This window comes from Pantoea sp. 18069 (assembly GCF_902706035.1).
Taxonomy (GTDB): Bacteria; Pseudomonadota; Gammaproteobacteria; order Burkholderiales; family Burkholderiaceae_C; genus Comamonas.
On record NZ_CACSJA010000029.1, the window covers coordinates 1 to 19,500 of the forward strand.

The window sequence follows — 19,500 nt, forward strand, 5'->3', positions numbered from 1 at the left end:
CCCCACTCCCCACCGCCCCCGGCTTTGACCGCTGGCAATTGCCCGCGCATGTGGCGCAGGCCGTTTGGCGCGGCACGGAAATCGGGGCCGCGGCCGGGCGTGCACTGCCCACGGGCTTCGCGCAGCTCGACGCCGCGCTGCCCGGCGGCGGCTGGCCCACCCGGGGCCTGAGCGAAGTGCTGCTGGCCCAGGCGGCGCTGTGCGAATGGCGGCTGCTCGCGCCCGCGCTGCCGGGCTTTGTGGCCGGGCGCAACAGCCGCGTCTACCTGGTCGCGCCGCCCAAGCCGCCGCTGGCCATGGGCCTGGCCCAGCTGGGCCTGGCGCCCGAGCAACTGGTCTGGATCGATGTGAAGGCGCCGGCCGACAGCCTCTGGGTCGCCGAACAGCTGATCAAGTCCGAAGCCGCAGGCGCGGTGCTGGTCTGGCTGCCCCAGGCGCGGCCCGAGCAGATCCGGCGCCTGCAGGTGCAGGCGCTGCACTGCGATGCGCCGGTATTCCTGTTCCGGCCCGAAGCGGCCTTGCGCGACGCCTCGCCCGCGCCACTGCGCGTGTCGGTCGCGCTGGGCGAGAGCTGGGGCATAGACCTGCGCATACGCAAGCGCCGAGGCGCGAGCGCCGATGAGGTGCTGCACCTGCGCGCGCTTCCCGCCAACCTGCATTCCGTCATTCCTCCCCGGCTGCACGAGCTGCAGGCGCCCGGGGTCCAACGAGAGGAGGTGTTCCATGCACTGGGCCGCCCTCCTGCCGCTACAGAACCCCAGTTGCGCATCGCCCATTGACGCGCAGTCGCTCGCGGTCTGGGCGCTGCAGTTCACGCCGCGCGTGGCCCTGGTCGAGGAAGCGGTGTTGCTGGAAGTCGAGGCCAGCCTGCGGCTGTTTGGCGGCGCCGCAAGCCTGCACGCGCTGGTCGAAGCCGGCGCCCGGGAGCTGGGCGCGCATGTGGCCTGGGCGCCTACCGGGCTCGCGGCGCTGGCGCTCGTTCGTCAAGGTCTGGCCGACGGCTTGTCGCGCCCGCTGGAACAGTGGCTAGACGCCCTGCCCTTGACCAGCCTCAGCGCCGTCGCGCTGCACCAGGCCACGCTGTCGCGCGTGGGCTGCCGCACGCTGGGCCAGGTGCGCGCGCTGCCGCGCGGCGGCATTGCGCGGCGCTTCGACGCCGCGCTGCTCGCCGCCCTGGACCAGGCCTATGGCCTGCGCCCCGAAACCTATGCCTGGGTCGGCCTGCCCGAGACTTTCCATGCGCGGCTGGAGCTGATGTCGCGCGTGGAAACCGCGCCCGCGCTGCTGTTTGGCGCCCAGCGGCTGCTGATGCTGATGTGCGGCTGGCTGCGCGCGCGCCAGCTCGGCGCCACGGCGTTCACGCTGCGCTGGTGCCACGACAGCCTGCGCTCGCGCGCCGCGGGCCTGGGCGGCGAACTCACCATACGCACGGCCGCGCCCACGCAGAACGCAGAGCATTTTGCGCGCCTGCTAGCCGAGCATCTGGCCAAGGTGGAGCTGCTTGCGCCCGCGGGCGATCTCGAACTGCTGGCCGACGCCGTCGAGCCGCTGGAAGAACAAAGCCACTCGCTGATTCCCGACCCCGCGCACCAGGGCGCGTCCGTGCGGCTGGCGCTAGAGCGCATACAGGCGCGGCTGGGCGAAGACTGCATACGCCGGCCGCAATTGTGCGCCGACCACCGCCTCGAATGGATGCAGCAATGGTCCGCCGAGGAACCGCGCCGCAACGCCAGGCCGCAGCCCCTGCATGGTCTGCCGCTGCCGACCTGGGTGCTCGACAAGCCCTTGCAACTGACCGAGCGCGACAACCGGCCGGTCTACCAGGGCAAGCTGCAACTGCTGCTGGGCCCGGACCGCGTCGAAGGCGGCTGGTGGGACCGTGAAGCCGACGAGACGGCGCCCACGCGCAATGTGCAGCGCGACTACTGGCTTGCCATCAGCCCGCATGCCGGCCTGCTGTGGGTCTTCCAGGCGCGGCTGGCCGGCGAGGAAACCGCCTGGTTTCTGCACGGCCACTACGGGTGAGCGCAGCGCATGGACCATCTCCTGCCCGCGTATGCCGAGCTGCGCTGCATTTCCAACTTCACGTTTTTGCGCGGCGCGAGCCAGCCCGAAGAGCTGGTGGCGCGCGCCAAGGCGCTGGGCTACAGCGCGATCGCCATCACCGACGAATGCTCGCTGGCCGGCGTGGTGCGCGCCCATGTCGCGGCCAAGGCGCACGGCATGGCGCTGCTGCTGGGCGCACAGTTCTGCGTGCAGCCGCGCAATGAGAGCGAGGCGCCGTTCACGCTGGTGGTGCTGGCGCAGAACCTCAACGGCTACGGCAACCTGTGCCAGTTCATCACCAAGCTGCGCCGCGCGTCGGAAAAAGGCACGTACTTCCTTGACCTCGACGGCATCCGCGGAGCGGAACTCGAAGACTGCCTGGTGCTGCTATGCCCAGAGCGCCAGGCCAGCGACGCCCAGCTCGAAGCCATGGGCCGCTGGACGCTCAGGCATTTCACGGGCCGCTGCTGGATAGGCGTCGACCTGGTGCGCCGCATCGATGACGAGCTGTGGCTGCACCGCATGCGCGCGCTGTCGGCGCTCACGGCGCTGCCGCTGGTCGCCGTGGGCGACGCCCACATGCATGTGCGCTCGCGCAAGCCGCTGCAGGACGTGCTCACCGCCACGCGCATGGGCAAGCCGCTCACGGAGTGCGGCTATGCGCTGCTGCGCAGCGCCGAGCGCCATCTGCGCAGCCGGCTGCGCCTGGCCCAGACCTTTCCTGCCGACCTGCTCGCGCAGACGCTGCACGTCGTCGCGCGCTGCAGTTTCAGCCTTGACGCGCTGCGCTACCAGTACCCCGACGAAGTCGTTCCCGCGGGACATACGGCCGAGACCTATCTGCGCCAGGCCACCTACGAAGGCGCGGGCCGGCGCTGGCCGCAAGGCATTCCAGAAAAAGTGCAGGCGCAGATCGAGTACGAGCTCGATCTGATCTGCGAGCTCAAATACGAGCCCTACTTCCTCACGGTCTACGACATCGTGGTGTTCGCGCGCTCGCGCAATATCCTGTGCCAGGGCCGGGGCTCGGCCGCGAACTCGGCGGTCTGCTACTGCCTGGGCGTGACCGAAGTCGACCCGGATCGCACGGCCGTGCTGTTCGAGCGCTTCATCTCGCGCGAGCGCAACGAGCCGCCCGACATCGACATCGACTTCGAGCACCAGCGGCGCGAGGAAGTCATACAGTACCTCTACAGCAAGTACGGCCGCGACCGCGCAGCGCTCACCGCAACCGTGATCTCCTACCGGCCGCGCTCGGCCGTGCGCGACGTGGGCAAGGCGCTGGGCTTCGAGCTGGCCACACTGGACGCCATCGCCAAGGGCCAGCAATGGTTCGACGGCCGCAGCATCAGCCCCGAGCGCCTGGCGGAGCTGGGCCTGGCCACCGACACGCTGGCCGTTCAGCAACTGATCACGCTGACCGCGCAGTTGATAGGTTTTCCGCGCCACCTGTCGCAGCACACGGGCGGCTTTGTGCTCACGCGCGGCCTGCTGTGCCGCATGGTGCCGGTGGAGAACGCGGCCATGGCCGATCGCACCGTGATCGAATGGGACAAGGACGACCTCGACGCAGCCGGCCTGCTCAAGGTCGATGTGCTGGCGCTGGGCATGCTGTCGGCAATACGCCGCGCGCTGGACTTCATCAGCCAGCGCCGGGGCTTTGACTTCAGCATGCAGGACATCCCCGCCGAAGACCCCGCGACCTACGACATGATCTGCCGCGCCGACACCATAGGCGTGTTCCAGATAGAAAGCCGCGCGCAGATGAGCATGCTGCCGCGCTTGAGGCCCCGCAAGTTCTACGACCTGGTGGTCGAAGTCGCCATCGTGCGCCCCGGCCCCATCCAGGGCGGCATGGTCCACCCCTATCTGCGCCGGCGCCAGGGCCTGGACCCCGTGACCTACCCCAACGAGGCGCTCAAGGAAGCGCTGGGCCGCACCATGGGCGTTCCGGTGTTCCAGGAGCAGGTCATGCAGATCGCCATGATTGCCGCGGGCTTCACCGCCGGCGAAGCCGACGGCCTGCGCCGCGCCATGGCCGCCTGGAAGCGCAAGGGCGGACTGGAAAAGTACTACGACAAGCTCGTGGGCGGCATGCTTGAACGCGGCTACGAAAAGGCCTTTGCCGAACAGATCTTCGAGCAGATCAAGGGCTTTTCGGAATACGGCTTTCCCGAAAGCCATGCGGCCAGCTTTGCGCTGCTGGTCTACGCCTCCAGCTGGATCAAGCACCACGAGCCCGCGGCCTTTCTCGCGGCGCTGCTCAACAGCCAGCCCATGGGCTTTTACTCGGCCAGCCAGCTCACCCAGGACGCGCGCCGCCATGGCGTAGCAGTGCGGCCCGTGGACGTGATGCACAGCGCCTTTGACTGCACGCTCGAAGACATGGACCACCAGCCCGCCGTGCGCCTGGGCCTGCGCCTGATTGCCGGCCTGCGCAGCAGCAGCGCCGCGCGCATAGCGCACGAACGCAGCCGCGCGCCCTTCGACAGCGCCCCCGAACTCGCCCAGCGCTGCGGCCTGGACCTGCACGAAATGAAAGCCCTGGCCGCGGCCGGCGCCCTGGCCACGCTCTCGGGCCACCGCCGCCAACAGGTCTGGGACACCGCGGCACTACACACTGCCCCCGTGCTGCTGAAAGAGGCGCAAATCGACGAAGCCCAGCTTGAACTGCCCCAAGCGCCCGAAGGCGAGGAAGTGCTGTGGGACTACGCGTCCACGGGCCTCACATTGCGCTCCCACCCCATGCAGTTGCTGCGCCCCCGGCTCGCCAGATACCAGCTCAAGACCTCGGAGCAGCTGCGCCGCATTCCCGACGGCCGCCGCGTGCGCACCGCCGGCATCGTGACGCTGCGCCAGCAGCCGCCCACCGCCAAGGGCACGGTCTTTGTGACGCTGGAAGACGAGCACGGCGTGACCCAGGTCATCGTCTGGCGCGACGTGCGCGAAGCCCAGCGCCAGGCACTGCTCGGCTCCCGCCTGCTGGCCGTCGAAGGGCGCTGGCAGCGCGAAGGCACGGTCTGCAATCTGATTGCCGAACGCATGGCCGATCTCTCCCACCTGCTGGGGCGCCTGCGCACCGAGAGCCGGAATTTCAAGTAAAGGCCCATTACATGAACCAATGCAGTCTGTTTGGCGATGAAGAAGTGCAAGCCTCGATTGCTGGCCTGGTCTACCAGCCCGAATTCCTGGGCCGCGATGAAGAGCAGGAGCTGATTGCCATCATCCGCAGCCTGCCGCTGCATGCGGCCAAGTACAAGCAGTACTTTGCGCGCCGGCGCGTGGTGAGCTTTGGCGGCTCGTATGACTTCGACACCCATGAACTCAAGCCCGCGCAAGCGCTGGACGAACGTCTGCTGCCCTTGCGCGATCGGGTTGCCGCCTGGCGCGGTGTTTCCCCCGAGGCATTGGTGCATGCGCTGGTCGCCGAATATGCGCCGGGCACGCCGCTGGGCTGGCATCGCGATGTACCGGACTTCGAGGGGATTCATGGGGTGTCGCTGGGGGGCGAGGCCACGCTGCGGTTTCGGCCTTATCCGTATCAGCCTGAACTGCCGCGACAGGTCGTTGAACTTGCGGTGCAGCCGCGCTCTGTGTATGTGATGGAGGACGAGGCGCGCTGGGGCTGGCAGCATTGCGTGGAGCCAACGCGTGCGCTGCGCTGGTCGGTGACTTTCAGGGACAGGCGTGGGCGGTGAATAGCGCGGCGCCGCACGCCCACCTCGCAAACGCAGCGTTCATGCGCGAGAATGCACACCCTGCTGAAAACCTATACGAGAAAACACCGCTGTCAATTACCCCGCCCTAAAAGACGGGGCTTGGAACTGAAAGGAATCAAGCCAGATTGACCAGGGAAAGCGGTACCCAACCCGCTGCGTCGATAACAGGTCGTTCAGACGCACCAGCGAATGCTTCCTCAGTTCGCTGCTCTGCAAGATCTTGATCATGCAGGACAAAGGTAAAGGTCCGAAGGTCTGGATCGCAGCCCGCAAGGGCTGGAGCCGGTTGTCGACATTCCCGAGGGGAGCGGGTTCGTGAGAAATCACGCGCCCCGTCACCAGGCCCGTAAGGGCTGACTGCTGGAAAGACAGCCTGGCTGCACAGATTGCAGCGCTTGTGATCAGGAGTCGATGTGGCGGTTTTTGTGTTGGACATCCATGGCAAGGCTTTGATGCCGTGCACCGAAAAGCGGGCCCGGCTGTTGCTGGACCGCGGCCGGGCGCGCGTACATCGCCTCCTGCCTATGGTCGTCCGACTGGTCGACCGTCAGGCCGACGACTGCGAATTCCAGCCTCTGCGTCTGAAAATCGACCCGGGGAGCAAGACTACGGGGCTCGCGCTGGTCCGCGAGGTGGCGGCAGTGGACGCTTTGACTGGCGAAGTCCAGCTGGGCGTAGCCGTGCTGAACCTGTTGGAGCTGGTCCACCGCGGCCGGCAGATTTCCGAGGCCATGACGGCGCGCCGTCAGATGCGCCGTCGGCGTCGCAGCAATCTGCGCTATCGCGCTCCAAGGTTCCTGAACCGGGGCGGCGACAGGACGGGCTGGCTCGCACCTTCGCTGCAGCACCGCGTGGACACTACCATGACCTGGGTTCGGCGCATCCAGCGCTGGGCACCCGTGCGTGCCATCAGCTCGGAGCTTGTGCGCTTCGACATGCAAGCGTTGCAAAATCCTGAGATCGATGGCATCGAATACCAGCAAGGCACGTTGTTCGGCTACGAACTGCGCGAGTATCTGCTGGAAAAATGGGGCCGCCAGTGCGCCTACTGCGGCGCCAGGAATCTGCCCCTGCAGATCGAACACATCCGAGCTAGGGCCTATGGCGGCAGCAACCGTGCCTCCAACTTGACCCTGGCCTGCGCCTGCTGCAACCAGAAAAAAGCGGCACGCAGCATCGAGGATTTTCTGGCCCAGGACCAGAAGCGACTAAACGCCATTCTTGCGCAGGCCCAAAAGCCGCTGCGCGATGCGGCAGCCGTCAACACCACGCGCTGGGCACTGGCAAACGCCTTGCAGGCTACGGGCCTGCCCGTGGAGCTGGCCTCGGGCGGGCGGACCAAATTCAACCGCAGTGCGCTGGGTGTGCCCAAAACCCATGCGCTGGACGCGGCCTGCGTGGGCCAGGTCCACTCCATTGAAAACTGGAATAGCCCGACCCTGGCCTTGAAGGCGATGGGCCGCGGCAGCTACCAACGCACGCGCCTGGATAAATTCGGTTTCCCCAGGGGTTACCTCATGCGCAGCAAGCGCGTCCACGACTTTGCCACGGGCGACATGGTGCGCGCGGATGTACCCAAAGGTCTCAAGGCCGGCGTCCACACGGGCCGCGTGGCGATTCGGGCAACGGGCAGGTTCAACATCCAATTGCACCAAGCTGGCGTTTCAGCGGTGGTGCAGGGAATCCACTACAGACACTGCCGTATCGTTCAAAGGAACGACGGGTATGGCTATTTTCTTAACCCGGCCAATCACACAAAACGTGATCAGGTAAGGCCAAAAGCATCGGATGCTTCGCATCCGGCGCTCTACCTCCCCGGCATGAATGCCGAGGTTTCACGCGCACTCTGATGACTTCATGGAGACCGCCGCAACACATCAAAGTCAAAGCCATCGGGCTGCACTGGAGAGATGACAAGCTGCTTGCGGCCGAAGTCTTCGATGACCACGGCCAACTCAAAGGCGTGCGCCCGCTGGGCGGCAGCATCGAGTTTGGCGAATGCTGGCAAACCGCCCTGGCGCGCGAGTTCCAGGAAGAGCTGGGTGTCGATATTGAAGTGACAGGGCCGCCGCATGTGATGGAAAACATCTACACCCACCATGGCGCCACCGGCCACGAAGTGCTGTTCATTGGCGAAGTGCGGTTTGACGCAGATGCCTTTGCAGGCCTGGACGTCATTGAATTCCTCGAGGACAGCGGAGCGCCCTGCACGGCGCGCTGGTTTGACCTGGCGGAACTCGACTTGCCGGATGGGCCTGCGCTGTTTCCGGTGGGGTTGAAGGAAGTGCTGCTCGACACTGGGGCGCAGGGGCCAGACGTTGTTGCCAACCGTGATCGCAAGGGCTGTCAGCCTTGATTGCCAAAGACACTCACCCGACAACGTCTATAAAGCAGTCGTTCAATGCCACTTTTCCTGAACAGCCGCAGGGGCCTGGGAACCTGCTGCTCGATTTTAGTCCTCGCTATCACGCGGGTAGCCTGCGTCTGCCCAGCGCTGCGCAGACGCGCGGGTGAGGCCATGGTCCGGCCGGACGCGTACCTTGGCCAACTGGCTGCCGTCCGCTGCGGTGGCCGTGAGCGTCGCAGAGGGGTTCTCCTCGTCGGGCTCGATATCGAGCGCCACCGTCACGCGCAATCCGCGCACTTCGATCTCAATGGCTTTGTGCAACAGCGCTGCCTGGTGCTGCTCATGCCGACGTATGACTTCGCTGGCAGTCTTCACCAGCGTGTTGAAGGCCGACATATCAAGTGGCTTGGGACTCTTCTTGTCACGCCCCATGGTCCATGGGCCGACCAGCGCTGGTTCCGCCTGGCCGTCTTGGGTCATTGACACTGCCCAGCCATCGTCGTCTTCGTTCTTGATGACGCGGGCTTCCCAGCCCTTGTGATACCAAAGGCGGTCTTCGAAGATGGAGATGTCTTCTGGCTCGAGTTCTACTGACATGTTTGGACTTTTTTGGAAGCGATCAAGACCAAAGTCTACTGTATCTGCATACAGTTTTGTGAGGGTGGGTCTATCCCAAGGTCGGCATCTTGGGCTGCGCATGCCCTGATCAGGTCGAGGCATGGGCTTTCATCCTGAGCCCGTCGAAGGATCTAAGGGTCGAAGGCTTCTTTGAGGACAGGCCGTTTCTTGATAACGCCTGGCGAGACTTTGTCTCGCTTACCCCGCTCAGGACGCACGGGGGGACAGGAACGGAGTGCTTTTGCATTACGCTACCCCCAAGCCTCGCGCAGCACAGCGCAAGGCCTCGTCTCAAAGGCCTGCAAGTCAGGCCTGCAACCAAACCACCTCTTCCCTCACCGCCACCGGATAGGTCCGCAGCCGCGTCTCAGGCGCCTCCATGCAGGCCCCCGAACGCAACTGGTAATGGTGCTTGTAGATAGGCGAAGCCACCACAGGCTCGCCGCCCAGGTCGCCGACGATGCCGCGCGAGAGCACGTTGGCGCCGCTGTGCGGGTCGTGGTTGTCGAGGGCGTAGAGGCTGCCGTCGGCGAGGCGGAAGATGGCGATCTGGGTTGTGCCGATCAGCGCGCAGACGCCGGTGTCGGGCCAGATGTCGTCGACCGCGCAGATGCGGTGCCAGTCGGCGTCGGCCAGATGGGCGTCGGCCGGGGCGAGTTCGCAAGCGTTGGCTAATGCGTTCATGGGGCGTTCTCCGAATAGTGTTCTAGGCAATGGCTTCTTCGACCAAGGGGATGCCTTTGAGGCCGCTGCGTTTTTCCACGTCGGTGGCAGGGCGGATCTGGCCGCGCTCTTGCACGAAGACCACGTTGGCGTCGCCGGCGTCGCTGTTGACGAAGGTGCGCAGGCGGCGCACGACGGCCGGGTCGTCTACGGCCTTTTTCCATTCGCAGGCGTAGGTACCGACCACATGCGCCATCTGCGCTTCGAGTTCGTCGGCCAGGCCCAGGCTGTCGTCAATGACGACTTCCTTGAGATAGGCCAGGCCGCCTTCGAGGTTGTCGCGCCAGGTGCTGGTGCGCTGCAGGCGGTCGGCGGTGCGAATGTAGAACATCAGGAAGCGGTCGATGTAGCGAATCAGCTGTTCCTTGGACAGATCGGACGCGATCAGCTCGGCGTGGCGCGGCTTCATGCCGCCGTTGCCGCAGACGTAGAGGTTCCAGCCCTTGTCGGTGGCGATGATGCCCACGTCCTTGCCCTGGGCCTCGGCGCATTCGCGCGTGCAGCCTGAGACGCCGAACTTGATCTTGTGCGGCGAGCGCAGGCCCTTGTAGCGGTTCTCGAGCTCGATCGCCAGGCCCACGCTGTCGTCCACGCCGTAGCGGCACCAGGTCGAGCCCACGCAGCTCTTGACGGTGCGCAGCGACTTGCCATAGGCATGGCCCGACTCGAAGCCCGCGTCCACGAGCTCGCGCCAGATCAGCGGCAGCTCGTGCACCTGGGCGCCGAACATGTCTATGCGCTGGCCGCCCGTGATCTTGGTGTAGAGGCCGTACTGCTTGGCGACCTGGCCGATCACGATCAGTTGGTCGGGCGTGATTTCGCCCGCGGCCACGCGCGGCACGATGGAGTAGGTGCCGTCCTTCTGGATATTGCCCAGGAAGTAGTCGTTGCTGTCCTGCAGCGGCGCGCCGTTGCGGTCGAGAACGAAGTCGTTCCAGCAGCTCGCCAGGATGTTCGCGGCCGTGGGCTTGCAGATGTCGCAGCCATGGCCCTTGCCGTGCTGCGCCAGCAACTGCGCGAAGGTGCGGATCTCGCCCACGCGCACCAGGTGGTATAGCTCCTGGCGCGAGTACGGGAAGTGCTCGCACAGGTGGTTGTTCACGGCCACGCCCTGGCGCTTGAGTTCGGCCTTGAGCACCTGGGTGACCAGGGGCACGCAGCCGCCGCAGGACGTCCCGGCCTTGGTGCAGGCCTTGAGATCGCCAATGTTCTGCACGCCGCCCGCAATCGCCGAGCACAGCTGGCCCTTGCTGACGTTGTTGCACGAGCACAGCACGGCGGTGTCGGGCAGCGCGTCCACGCCCAGGCCGGGCTTGGCCGCGCCGTCGGTGGCGGGCAGTATCAACAGGCCCGGCGATTCGGGCAGGGGCATGGCATTGAGCGCCATCTGCAGCAGCGTGCCGTATTCCGAGGCATCGCCCACCAGCACCGCGCCCAGCAGGCGCTTGCCGTCTTCGCTGACGACGATCTTCTTGTAGACCTGCAGCAGCTCGTCGGTGTAGCTGAAGTTGCGGCTGCCCGGGGTCTTTCCCTGCGCGTCGCCAATGCTGGCCACGTCCACGCCCATGAGCTTGAGCTTGGTGCTCATGTCGGCGCCGCGGAAGGCCGCGTCAACGTCACCGGCCAGATGCCCGGCCGCGACGCGCGCCATGTCGTAGCCCGGCGCGACCAGGCCGAACACCTGCTCCTGCCAGGCCGCGCATTCGCCGATCGCGTAGATGTCGTGGTCGCTGGTGCGGCAGTGGTCGTCGACGACAATGCCGCCGCGCGGGCCCAGCGCCAGCAGGCTCTGGCGCGCGAGTTCGTCGCGCGGGCGAATGCCGGCCGAGAAGACGATCATGTCGGTCTCGAGGTGGCTGCCGTCGGCAAACACCATGCGGTGGCGCGCGGTCGCGCCGTCGGTGATCTCCACCGTGTTGCGGCTGGTGTGCACCTGCACGCCCAGCGCTTCGATCTTGGTGCGCAGCACGCGCCCGCCGCCTTCGTCGACCTGGACCATCATCAGCCGCGGCGCGAACTCCACCACATGGGTCTGCAGGCCCATGTCGCGCAGCGCCTTGGCGCATTCCAGGCCCAGCAGGCCGCCGCCCACCACCACGCCGCTCTTGGATTTGGCGCCCGAGGCGAGCATGCCTTCGAGGTCTTCGATGGTGCGGTAGACAAAGCAGTGCGGCCGGTCACGCCCGGGCACGCCCGGCACGAAAGGCGACGAGCCCGTGGCCAGCACCAGCTTGTCATAAGCCAGCTCTTCACCATCGGCCAGCTGCAGCGTATGGTTGCGGCGTTCAATGGAAGCGACGCGCGCGTTCAGCCGCAGCGTGAGGCCGGGGCGATCGTAGAAGCCCGGGGGCACGAGCGACAGTTCATCGGCGCCGCGGCCGCTGAAGAAGTCGGACAGGTGCACGCGGTCATAGGCCGGGCGCGGCTCCTCGCCCAGCACGGTGACTTCCAGCCCGGCCGCCGGCAGGTCGGGGTAGCGTTCGATCAGGGCTTCGACATAGCGGTGGCCCACCATGCCATTGCCGGCAATCAACAACTTCATCGGTGTTTTATCGGTCGCGTGGGGCATGCGACTTCCTTCGACGGTGGTGGAGCGCTGTGCTCCGGTTCGGAAAAACAAAAAGGCGCCCGCAACGGATACAGGCACTGAGTGCGCTGGAAAAGTTGCGGACGCCTTTGTCCTGGGTGACGAGGGCATCGCGGCCCCGCATCGTCGTGGTGGTTAAGCAGGTTTTGTGCCAGGCTGAAAAAACGTTGCAGCGCTTTATTCCTAGGCCAGGCCGTTCATCCTTCGACAGGCTCAGGATCAGGACGAACGGGGGGACGGGACGAGCGTTCGCCCTGAACCGAAAACCACCGTTCACCCTGAGCCTGTCGAAGGGTGTCTTGCCACATGAAAGAGCCAACAATCGGACAAACGCATCAAACCAGTGCAAACCACGCACCGTTTCGGGCACACCCCGCCGCGCGTTTTCCTGGTCACAATCACCCCCATGCCTTTTGAACTCGACATTGGATGGGTCTCGCGCCCCGGCCGCGCGCAGGTCAACGAAGATTTCGCCGCCGTGCAGATGCCCGACGACGGCGCCGGCATGCTGGCCGCCGTGGCCGATGGCGTGAGCGCCGGCGGCTGGGGCCGCGAAGCCGCGCAGACCACCGTGACGAGTCTGGCCAACGACTTCTTTTGCACGCCGGCCACCTGGGAGCCCACGGTCGCGCTCGACCGCATCATCGGTGCGCAGAACGCCTGGCTGTATGGCGTCAATCGCCGGCGCCAGCCCGCCTACGGGCTCACGACGCTGACGGCGCTGGTGCTGCGCGGCCAGAGCTTTACGCTTGCGCATGTGGGCGATACCCGGGCCTACCTGCTGCGCCAGGGGCAGATAGAGCAGCTGACCGAAGACCATGTGATGGGCGGCGTGGACTTCGCCCACCGGCTCACGCGCGCCATCGGGCTGGAAGACCGCGTGACCATAGACTACCGCCAGGGCGAAGTGCTGCCCGGCGATATCTTCGTGCTGCTGTCCGACGGCGTTCACAACGACATCCGCCCGCGGCAGATTGCGCAATGGGCCAGCGAAGACGCGGTGCAGGCACAGGCCCTGGCCGAGCGCCTGGCCGATGCCGCCGAGCGCCAGGGCAGCCGCGACAATCTCAGCGCCGTGGTGGTGCGCGTTCTCGGCGTGAAGGAAGCGACGCTGGAAGACACCACGCGCCGCGCCCACACCCTGCCCGCGCTGCCGCTGCTGAAAAACGGCGCCGTGGTCGATGGTCTGCGCGTTGAGGGTCTGGTGGCCGATAGCGGCATCTACCGCGTCTACCGCGTGCTGCACGAAGCCAGCGGCCAGCATTACGCGCTCAAGACGCTGCACCCGCAGCGCGCACATGACCGCCACGAATGGGCCGCGCTGGCCCACGAGGCCTGGGTTGCGCGCCACCTGCAGACGGGGCCCACGGCCCAGCATCTGGCGCGGCTGCATGCGCCGCTGGTCGCCGAGCCGTCGGCGTTCTACCTGCTCTATGAATGGATGGACGGCGAGACCCTCGCGCAATGGATAGAGCAGCGCCGCCGCCCCGGCGTGGCCCAGGTGCTGGCGATCGCCCAGCAGGCCGCGCGCGTGCTCGGCGGCCTGCACCGCCAGGGCGTGATCCACCGCGACGTCAAGCCGGCCAACCTGCACTACGGCCGCGACGGCGTGCTGCGCCTGCTGGACCTGGGCGTGGCCCTGACCGGACGCGAGCCCGAAGCCGTGCGCACCTTGCACGCGGGCACGGCAAGCTATGTCAACCCCGAGCAATGGGACGACCCGCCGGCCCCGGCCGATGCGGGCACCGACCTGTTTGCGCTGGGCGTGACGCTCTACCAGTTGCTCAGCGCGGGCCGCCTGCCCTATGGCGAAGTCATTGCCTACCAGCGCGGGCGCTACTGGCGCGACCCCGTGGCGCCCAGCCGGCACAACCCGCAGGTGCCGATCTGGCTCGACTCCATCGTGCTCAAGGCCGTCGCGCGCACGCCGGCCCAGCGTTTCGAGACGGCCGAGGAACTGCTGCTGGCGCTGGAGCGCGGCGCGGCCCGCCCGCTGCCGCCGCAGGCCGGCAGCCCGCTGGCGGCGCGCGATCCGGCGTTTGGCTGGAAGGCCGCGCTGGCGTTCAGCGCCGTGCTGAACGTCGCACTGATCTACTGGATATTGTTTCTGCCGCGCTGAACTCAGGCGTTCAGGCGGTCACGCGTGCACGCCCGCCCTTTTCCGCCCAGGTGCGTGTCCAGCGGATCTGCATGAAGCGCAGCATCACCAGCATCACCAGCGCGAAGAACGCAAACAGCGCAAAGCCCGAGAAGTAGCTGCCCGTGTACTGCTGCGACAAGCCCATGCTCGCGGGAATCAGGCCGCCGCCCAGCGCGCCGATTTCGCCTATCATCGAGCCGGCCACCGCCGTCGTCGTCGGCCAGCGCAGCGGCACCAACTGGAACAGCGCGCCATTGCCCGCGCCCAGCGCCGCGAAACACACGAGAAACGCCAGCATGGTCAGCGGCAGCGACGCGCTGCTCAGGCCGCACAGCAGCAAGCTGGCGCAGATCACCACCAGCACGGCCGTGAGCGTGTTGATTCCGCCCCAATGGTCCGACAGCCAGCCGCCAAAAATGCGTGTCACCGCGCCCATGAACGCTGCCAGCATCGTCAACTGTCCGGCCTCGACCTTGCTCACGCCGAACTGGTCGTAGAAGTAGCTGGGCAGGAAGGTCGCCAGGCCGATGAAGCCGCCAAAGCTCACCGCGTAGATCAGGCTGAACGCCCAGCCGTCCTTCTCGAAAAGGCAGGCCACATGGTCGCGCATGGTGGCATGCGCATCGCGGTCTTCGGGTTCGCGCGCAAACACGATCATCACCGCCATAGGCACCATGATGCCCAGCGCCGCGAGGCCGTAGACCGCCTGCCAGCCATAGGCCTGGGCCAGCGGCGGTGCGAGCAGCGCGGCGACGGCCGTGCCGATATTGCCCGCGCCCACCAGCCCCATGGCCAGCCCCTTGTAGCGCGGCGGAAACGAGCCCGAGCCCAGCGACAGCGCGACGCCGAAGCTCGCGCCCGCAATGCCCAGCAGCACGCCCATGGCCAGCAGGTCGTTGAACGAGTCGACGGCGAAGTAGCCATAGAGCATGGCGATGGCGATGCCCACCATCTCCACCAGCGTCGCGTTCTTGCGGCCTATGTACTGCGCCAGCAGGCCCAGCGGAAAGCGCATCAGCGAGCCGGCGACGATGGGAATCGACAGCATCAAGCCCCTTTGCGCGGGCGTCAGATCGAAACTCTCGGTGAGAAACGGCGCCATCGCCCCATTGATGACCCAGATGCCACACGAGCATGCGAAGTAGAAAAATGACGCGCCCAAAGTTGGTGCGTGCCCGGCTTGCAAAAAGCTGCGAAATCCCGCCATCGAATGTTCTCCGTGCAAAAGAAAACGCCTACGCTGGCGCGCGCCGCTTTCACGGCAGTGCCAGACGTAGACGTCGTTGTTTTCATGCCGCCCTGCCCGCTTCGTTGCGGGTGGGCGGCACACACGTTCAGCAAGAATCGTGCGCGCTTTGCGGCAATCATTCAGAGTGGCTAACACGACCCAGCAAATCGTAGATTTGCGGTTGAGACTAGGCGCGGCCGGCCAGGCGCGGGGGCGCAGACAGTGCGAGTAGCACGGCAAGGCCACGCAACGACGTCTCAAGGGTTGTGTTAGCCGCTCTAGGACATCAGCAGTTGCAGGCTCTTCTCATACAGCAGGGTCAGCTGGTCGAAGTTGTCATGCAGGCTGTCGCACGACCGGCACAGCGCCGCCCTGCTCTGCACCGAGTCCAGCTGCGTGAGGCCCGACTGCAGATGCAGCCAGGCCTTGCGCGACTCGCGCAGGCTCAGCGTGATTTCCGGGCTCGACAGCGGCGTCATCTCCATCTTGAGCAGCGCGACTTCGACTTCGGAGCGCATGTCGGCCAGCAGGGCGCGCAGCGACGCGTCCTGCAGCAGCTCGCCGAGCAAGGCGGTCTTGCCCAGGCGCTGCACCAGCATGCGCTGGCGGCCGCAGAGATTGATCACCGTGAGCGCGCGCCGACCCGACGCAGCCTCCAGCGCCTGCACCAGGGCCTCGGCGTGCTGCAGCAAATGCTCGGCCCGGGCATTGAGCCGCGCCAGCATCTCCATGCTGGTCTTCTCCGCCAGCACCTGCTGCATGCGCGACCAGGCATCAACCACCACCGCCAGAGCCGACTGCACGGCCGGCGTATGCGGATGGGTATGCGGCACGGTCTGCAGGAAGTGCAGACGTGCCTGCACGCGTTCAATCGACGCCGTCTGCAGCGCACGCGCACGCGGGCGGTCCACGCCCAGCAGCGACTGCGCGGCCAGGCGCACGATGCGCTGGGACAGCATGCGCAGCTGGCCGGCCTGGTTCAGCGACTCGGCCCAGAACGCGGTCTCGACCACCGAGCGCGAAATGTCGGACAGCTTGAGGCTGGCGTGCATCGCGGCATTGCGCAAAAAGGTAAAGGCTTCGTCTTCGCTGGTGCCGCGCGCGTCGGCGACTATGCCCTTGGCGCGCTCCAGCCACTTGCGATCGGCAAGCTGGCTTTGCGCGCTGGCCAGCGCCACGCGCAGTGCCTTGCGCTCTTCCCAGCGCCAGCGATCGAGTGCCAGGCCGGCCGCGAGATCCTGCGCCGTGGACGTCTGCGGCCACCAGCCCGCAAGGCCCCGGGCCTGCAGGCGTTCGAGCAAGGCCGGGGCCGGCGCCGCGTCGATCAGGCTGATCGCACAGGGCGGCCCGTCGGGCCACGCCGCCAGCGCCGCGCTCAGCTGCGTCGCGGGCATGGCAACGACCACCTGCAACGGCGCGCCGGACCCTATGCGCTGCACCAACTGCGCCGCGTCAATGGCCTGGGCTTCGAAGGCCATGCCGTGCGCGGCGAACTGATCCCGCCAGGCCTGAGGCCAGGGGCTGTCATTCGAATACAAAAACAAAAAAGTGTTCATGGCGATGATTGCCGAAGGGTACGTCCAAGAATAGTGCAGACACGCAAGACCCATGCCTGCCTGCATCCATTTGGTGCAAAACCCTCAGCGCCACCACAGCGCGGCCAGCACGCCCAGCGCCAGCGCAATCAGCATCGCGCCCGAAATGCGCTCCAGCCAGGGCAGAGCGCGCGCAAAGCGCCGCAGCACGGCCTGGTTGCCGATCAGCATCGCAACCAGCAGATCCCACAGCAGCACCATGCCGAACATCCACGCGCCATAGACCGCTTTCCAGCCCGCGCTCGCATAGGGGCCGCTCAGCATCGCGGCCAGGCTGGCGTAGAACAGCGCGTTCTTGGGATTCAGGATGCCCGAGACAAAGCCCATGGCGGCCGCGCGCCACCACAGGCTGGCAGCGGACGCGGGCTGCACGCCCTGCCCCTGGCCGGCAGGCGCCGCCGTCAACGCCGTCGCACCCGCATGGCGAATGAACAGTGCACCTAGATAGAGCAGATAGCCGCAGCCCGCGAGCTGCAGCGCGACAAACAACGCGCTGCCGGGCGTGAGCACCGCCGTGCCCGCGAACGCCGCGACGATGAACACGCCATTGGCCACGGCAATGCCCAGGCAGGCGCCGCTGGCGATGCGCCAGTTCGTCGCCAGCGAGGTGCGTGCAAGCAGAAAGAAATCCGGGCCAGGGGAAAGCAGCGCGAGAAAATGCGCTGCGGCGATCATCAAGAAGGTCTGCATTCGAAAGACACATGGGAGTCATTCGCTCGCAGTGTGGCTACGCAGTGCCGGCCTGTATTGAAGAAAATTGCGCGGCCGCTAGGCCCTGAAGCGCCCCGGCGTGATCCCCGCATGCGCCTTGAACACCCGCTGGAAATGCGCCTGGTCCGCAAAGCCCAGCCGGTAGGCGACATCGGCCAGGCCTTCGCCGGCGCGGATGTGCTCACGCGCCAGATTGATGCGCCGGTTCAGCTGCCAGGCATGGGGCGTCATGCCGGTGGCGGCGCGGAACGCGCGTATCAGCTGGTAGCGGCTCGTGCCGGCCAGGCGCGCGAGATCGCCCAGGTCCGTGTGGATTGCCGACGCATTGCGCAGGAAGTCGAGCACCGGCTGCAGTTGTTCGCTGCGGCGCGCGCTGGCGCCGGAATCGATGCGCAGCCCCTGTGCGGTATCGGTCTCGCCAACGAACTCGATCAGCGCCGCTTCCTTGTCCTGGGCATCGGCTGCGGAGAACAACAAAGCGTTGAGGCGACAGAAACGGGCATAGACCGCGGGCGCGGCAACGATGCGAATCGACTCGCCGCCTCCTGCCTCGGACGCGTACTCCGCACGCACGGCCTGCAGCCAGGCCGCGTCCAGGTGCAGCATCTGGTAGCTCCAGGCGCTGCCCGGCTGCGGGTTGCAGGCGTGCACGCGCGCTGCGGGCACGAACACCAGCGAGCCCACCTGCAGCGTGACCGGGCCGTCGCCCGCGCCGCTGAAGCGGCTGCTGCCGCGGTCCACGGCGCCTATGGAAAACGTGGGGTGGCTGTGCGGCTTGTAGCAGGCCCGGCTGTCGCAGGCGCGCCGGCTCTCGGCATAGGGCATGGCCGGATCGCGCCAGAACTCGGAAAAAGCTTGCATGGCGCCATTGTATGAATGCCGCCGGCGTCACCGCTGCGCCCCGGAATTTACGCAGTACTACGCACAGCAAGCGGCGAATTTCAGACCTAAACTGCGCGCACTCATAAAAAGAGAGCGCCGCGCCTGCGGCGCTTTTATATTCATAACAGTGGAGTAAAAATGGAATTTATCAGCACCCCCGACTTCTGGATCGGTCTCTTCAAGATCGTCTGGATCAACATCATCCTGTCCGGCGACAACGCCGTCGTCATTGCCCTCGCGGCGCGTTCCCTGCCCCCGGCACAGCAAAGAAAAGCCATCATGTTCGGCTCCGGCGCCGCCGTGGTGCTGCGCATCGTGCTCACGGTGGTCGCGGCCAAGCTGCTGGAGCTGTCGTTCCTGCAGGTCATAGGCGGCGTATTGCTGCTGTGGATAGGCTACCAGCTGCTCAGCGGCAACGAAGAAGGCGACGGCGAGAGCAAGGGCACGGGCTCGATGATGGCCGCGATCCGCACCATACTGATCGCCGACCTGGTGATGAGCCTGGACAACGTGATTGCCGTGGCGGCCACGGCGCAAGGCAACATGGTCCTGCTGATCCTGGGCCTGGCCATCAGCATTCCGCTGGTGATCTTCGGCTCCACGCTGATGATCAAGCTGATGGAACGCTTCCCCGTGATCATCACGCTGGGCGCGGCGCTGATCGGCTGGGTCGGTGGTGAAACCGTCGTCAACGACCGCCTGCTGCACGGCTACACCATGGCCCACCCCTGGCTGCACTACGCCGCCGCCGCGACCGGCGCCGTGCTGGTCGTGGGCCTGGGCAAGCTCGCGCAGGCGCGCGCTTCGGGCAAGCAAGCCCAGGTCTGACCCGGGAGGCGCCAGGGTGTGAGTCTCTGGCCGTTTCCCTGCATGAACGCACTGCCCCGGCAGTGCGTTTTGCATT

Annotated in this window: 14 protein-coding genes and 1 pseudogene; 8 read left to right on the forward strand and 7 right to left on the reverse strand. The window is 66.4% G+C overall.

Annotated elements, in window-relative coordinates; all coding sequences use genetic code 11:
- The 6 genes from imuA to GVL12_RS19310 form a co-directional block, all read left to right on the forward strand.
- Positions 1–779 (forward strand): translesion DNA synthesis-associated protein ImuA (imuA, locus tag GVL12_RS19285; RefSeq protein WP_159917103.1); only part of this gene is annotated, 779 nt, incomplete at its 5' end.
- On the forward strand, positions 724–2,025 hold the full coding sequence (locus GVL12_RS19290; protein ID WP_200843915.1) for a DNA polymerase Y family protein: 1,302 nt from the start codon (positions 724–726) through the stop codon (positions 2,023–2,025). The genes imuA and GVL12_RS19290, both read left to right, overlap by 56 nt.
- A gap of 9 nt (positions 2,026–2,034) precedes the next feature.
- On the forward strand, positions 2,035–5,148 hold the full coding sequence (locus tag GVL12_RS19295; RefSeq protein ID WP_159917105.1) for an error-prone DNA polymerase: 3,114 nt from the start codon (positions 2,035–2,037) through the stop codon (positions 5,146–5,148).
- Positions 5,149–5,159: 11 nt separating this feature from the next.
- Positions 5,160–5,744: an alpha-ketoglutarate-dependent dioxygenase AlkB gene (locus GVL12_RS19300; RefSeq protein WP_159917107.1), complete on the forward strand. Its 585-nt coding sequence runs from the start codon at positions 5,160–5,162 to the stop codon at positions 5,742–5,744.
- A gap of 446 nt (positions 5,745–6,190) precedes the next feature.
- The gene (iscB, locus tag GVL12_RS19305) at positions 6,191–7,615 is read left to right on the forward strand and encodes an RNA-guided endonuclease IscB (RefSeq protein ID WP_306770607.1); all 1,425 of its coding nucleotides are present in this window, start codon (positions 6,191–6,193) and stop codon (positions 7,613–7,615) included.
- The gene (locus GVL12_RS19310) at positions 7,615–8,121 is read left to right on the forward strand and encodes an NUDIX hydrolase (RefSeq protein ID WP_159917111.1); all 507 of its coding nucleotides are present in this window, start codon (positions 7,615–7,617) and stop codon (positions 8,119–8,121) included. The genes iscB and GVL12_RS19310 overlap by 1 nt, the downstream gene beginning before the upstream one ends.
- Positions 8,122–8,217: 96 nt before the next feature.
- On the opposite strand, the gene GVL12_RS19315 is transcribed toward GVL12_RS19310, so the two are convergent.
- The 3 genes and pseudogenes from GVL12_RS19315 to nirB all read right to left on the reverse strand — a co-directional run.
- Complete coding sequence (locus GVL12_RS19315) at positions 8,218–8,709, reverse strand: hypothetical protein (protein ID WP_159917113.1); 492 nt, start codon at positions 8,707–8,709, stop codon at positions 8,218–8,220.
- A gap of 327 nt (positions 8,710–9,036) precedes the next feature.
- Positions 9,037–9,414 carry a nitrite reductase small subunit NirD gene (gene nirD / locus GVL12_RS19320; RefSeq protein ID WP_159917115.1) on the reverse strand — a complete coding sequence of 126 codons (378 nt, stop codon included), beginning with the start codon at positions 9,412–9,414 and terminating at the stop codon, positions 9,037–9,039.
- Between the two features lie 22 nt (positions 9,415–9,436).
- A pseudogene (gene nirB / locus GVL12_RS19325) lies at positions 9,437–11,989 on the reverse strand (nitrite reductase large subunit NirB); the annotation flags it as partial.
- A 457-nt stretch (positions 11,990–12,446) separates the two neighbouring features.
- Here nirB and GVL12_RS19330 point away from each other — a divergent pair.
- Positions 12,447–14,159 (forward strand): bifunctional protein-serine/threonine kinase/phosphatase, encoded by a 1,713-nt coding sequence (locus tag GVL12_RS19330; RefSeq protein ID WP_159917117.1) that lies wholly within the window; start codon positions 12,447–12,449, stop codon positions 14,157–14,159.
- A 10-nt stretch (positions 14,160–14,169) separates the two neighbouring features.
- Here the strand turns inward: GVL12_RS19330 and GVL12_RS19335 are convergent, their stop codons facing one another.
- The 4 genes from GVL12_RS19335 to GVL12_RS19350 form a co-directional block, all read right to left on the reverse strand.
- Positions 14,170–15,387, reverse strand: a complete 1,218-nt coding sequence (locus tag GVL12_RS19335; RefSeq protein WP_159917119.1) for a nitrate/nitrite transporter — start codon at positions 15,385–15,387, stop codon at positions 14,170–14,172.
- Positions 15,388–15,686: 299 nt separating this feature from the next.
- On the reverse strand, positions 15,687–16,964 hold the full coding sequence (locus tag GVL12_RS19340; RefSeq protein WP_159917121.1) for an ANTAR domain-containing protein: 1,278 nt from the start codon (positions 16,962–16,964) through the stop codon (positions 15,687–15,689).
- Positions 16,965–17,048: 84 nt separating this feature from the next.
- On the reverse strand, positions 17,049–17,693 hold the full coding sequence (locus GVL12_RS19345; RefSeq protein ID WP_159917123.1) for a LysE family transporter: 645 nt from the start codon (positions 17,691–17,693) through the stop codon (positions 17,049–17,051).
- Positions 17,694–17,771: 78 nt separating this feature from the next.
- Positions 17,772–18,575: an AraC family transcriptional regulator gene (locus GVL12_RS19350; RefSeq protein ID WP_159917125.1), complete on the reverse strand. Its 804-nt coding sequence runs from the start codon at positions 18,573–18,575 to the stop codon at positions 17,772–17,774.
- Between the two features lie 159 nt (positions 18,576–18,734).
- On the opposite strand from GVL12_RS19350, the gene GVL12_RS19355 reads away from it, so the two are divergent.
- Complete coding sequence (locus GVL12_RS19355) at positions 18,735–19,424, forward strand: TerC family protein (RefSeq protein ID WP_159917127.1); 690 nt, start codon at positions 18,735–18,737, stop codon at positions 19,422–19,424.
- Positions 19,425–19,500 lie beyond the last annotated feature (76 nt).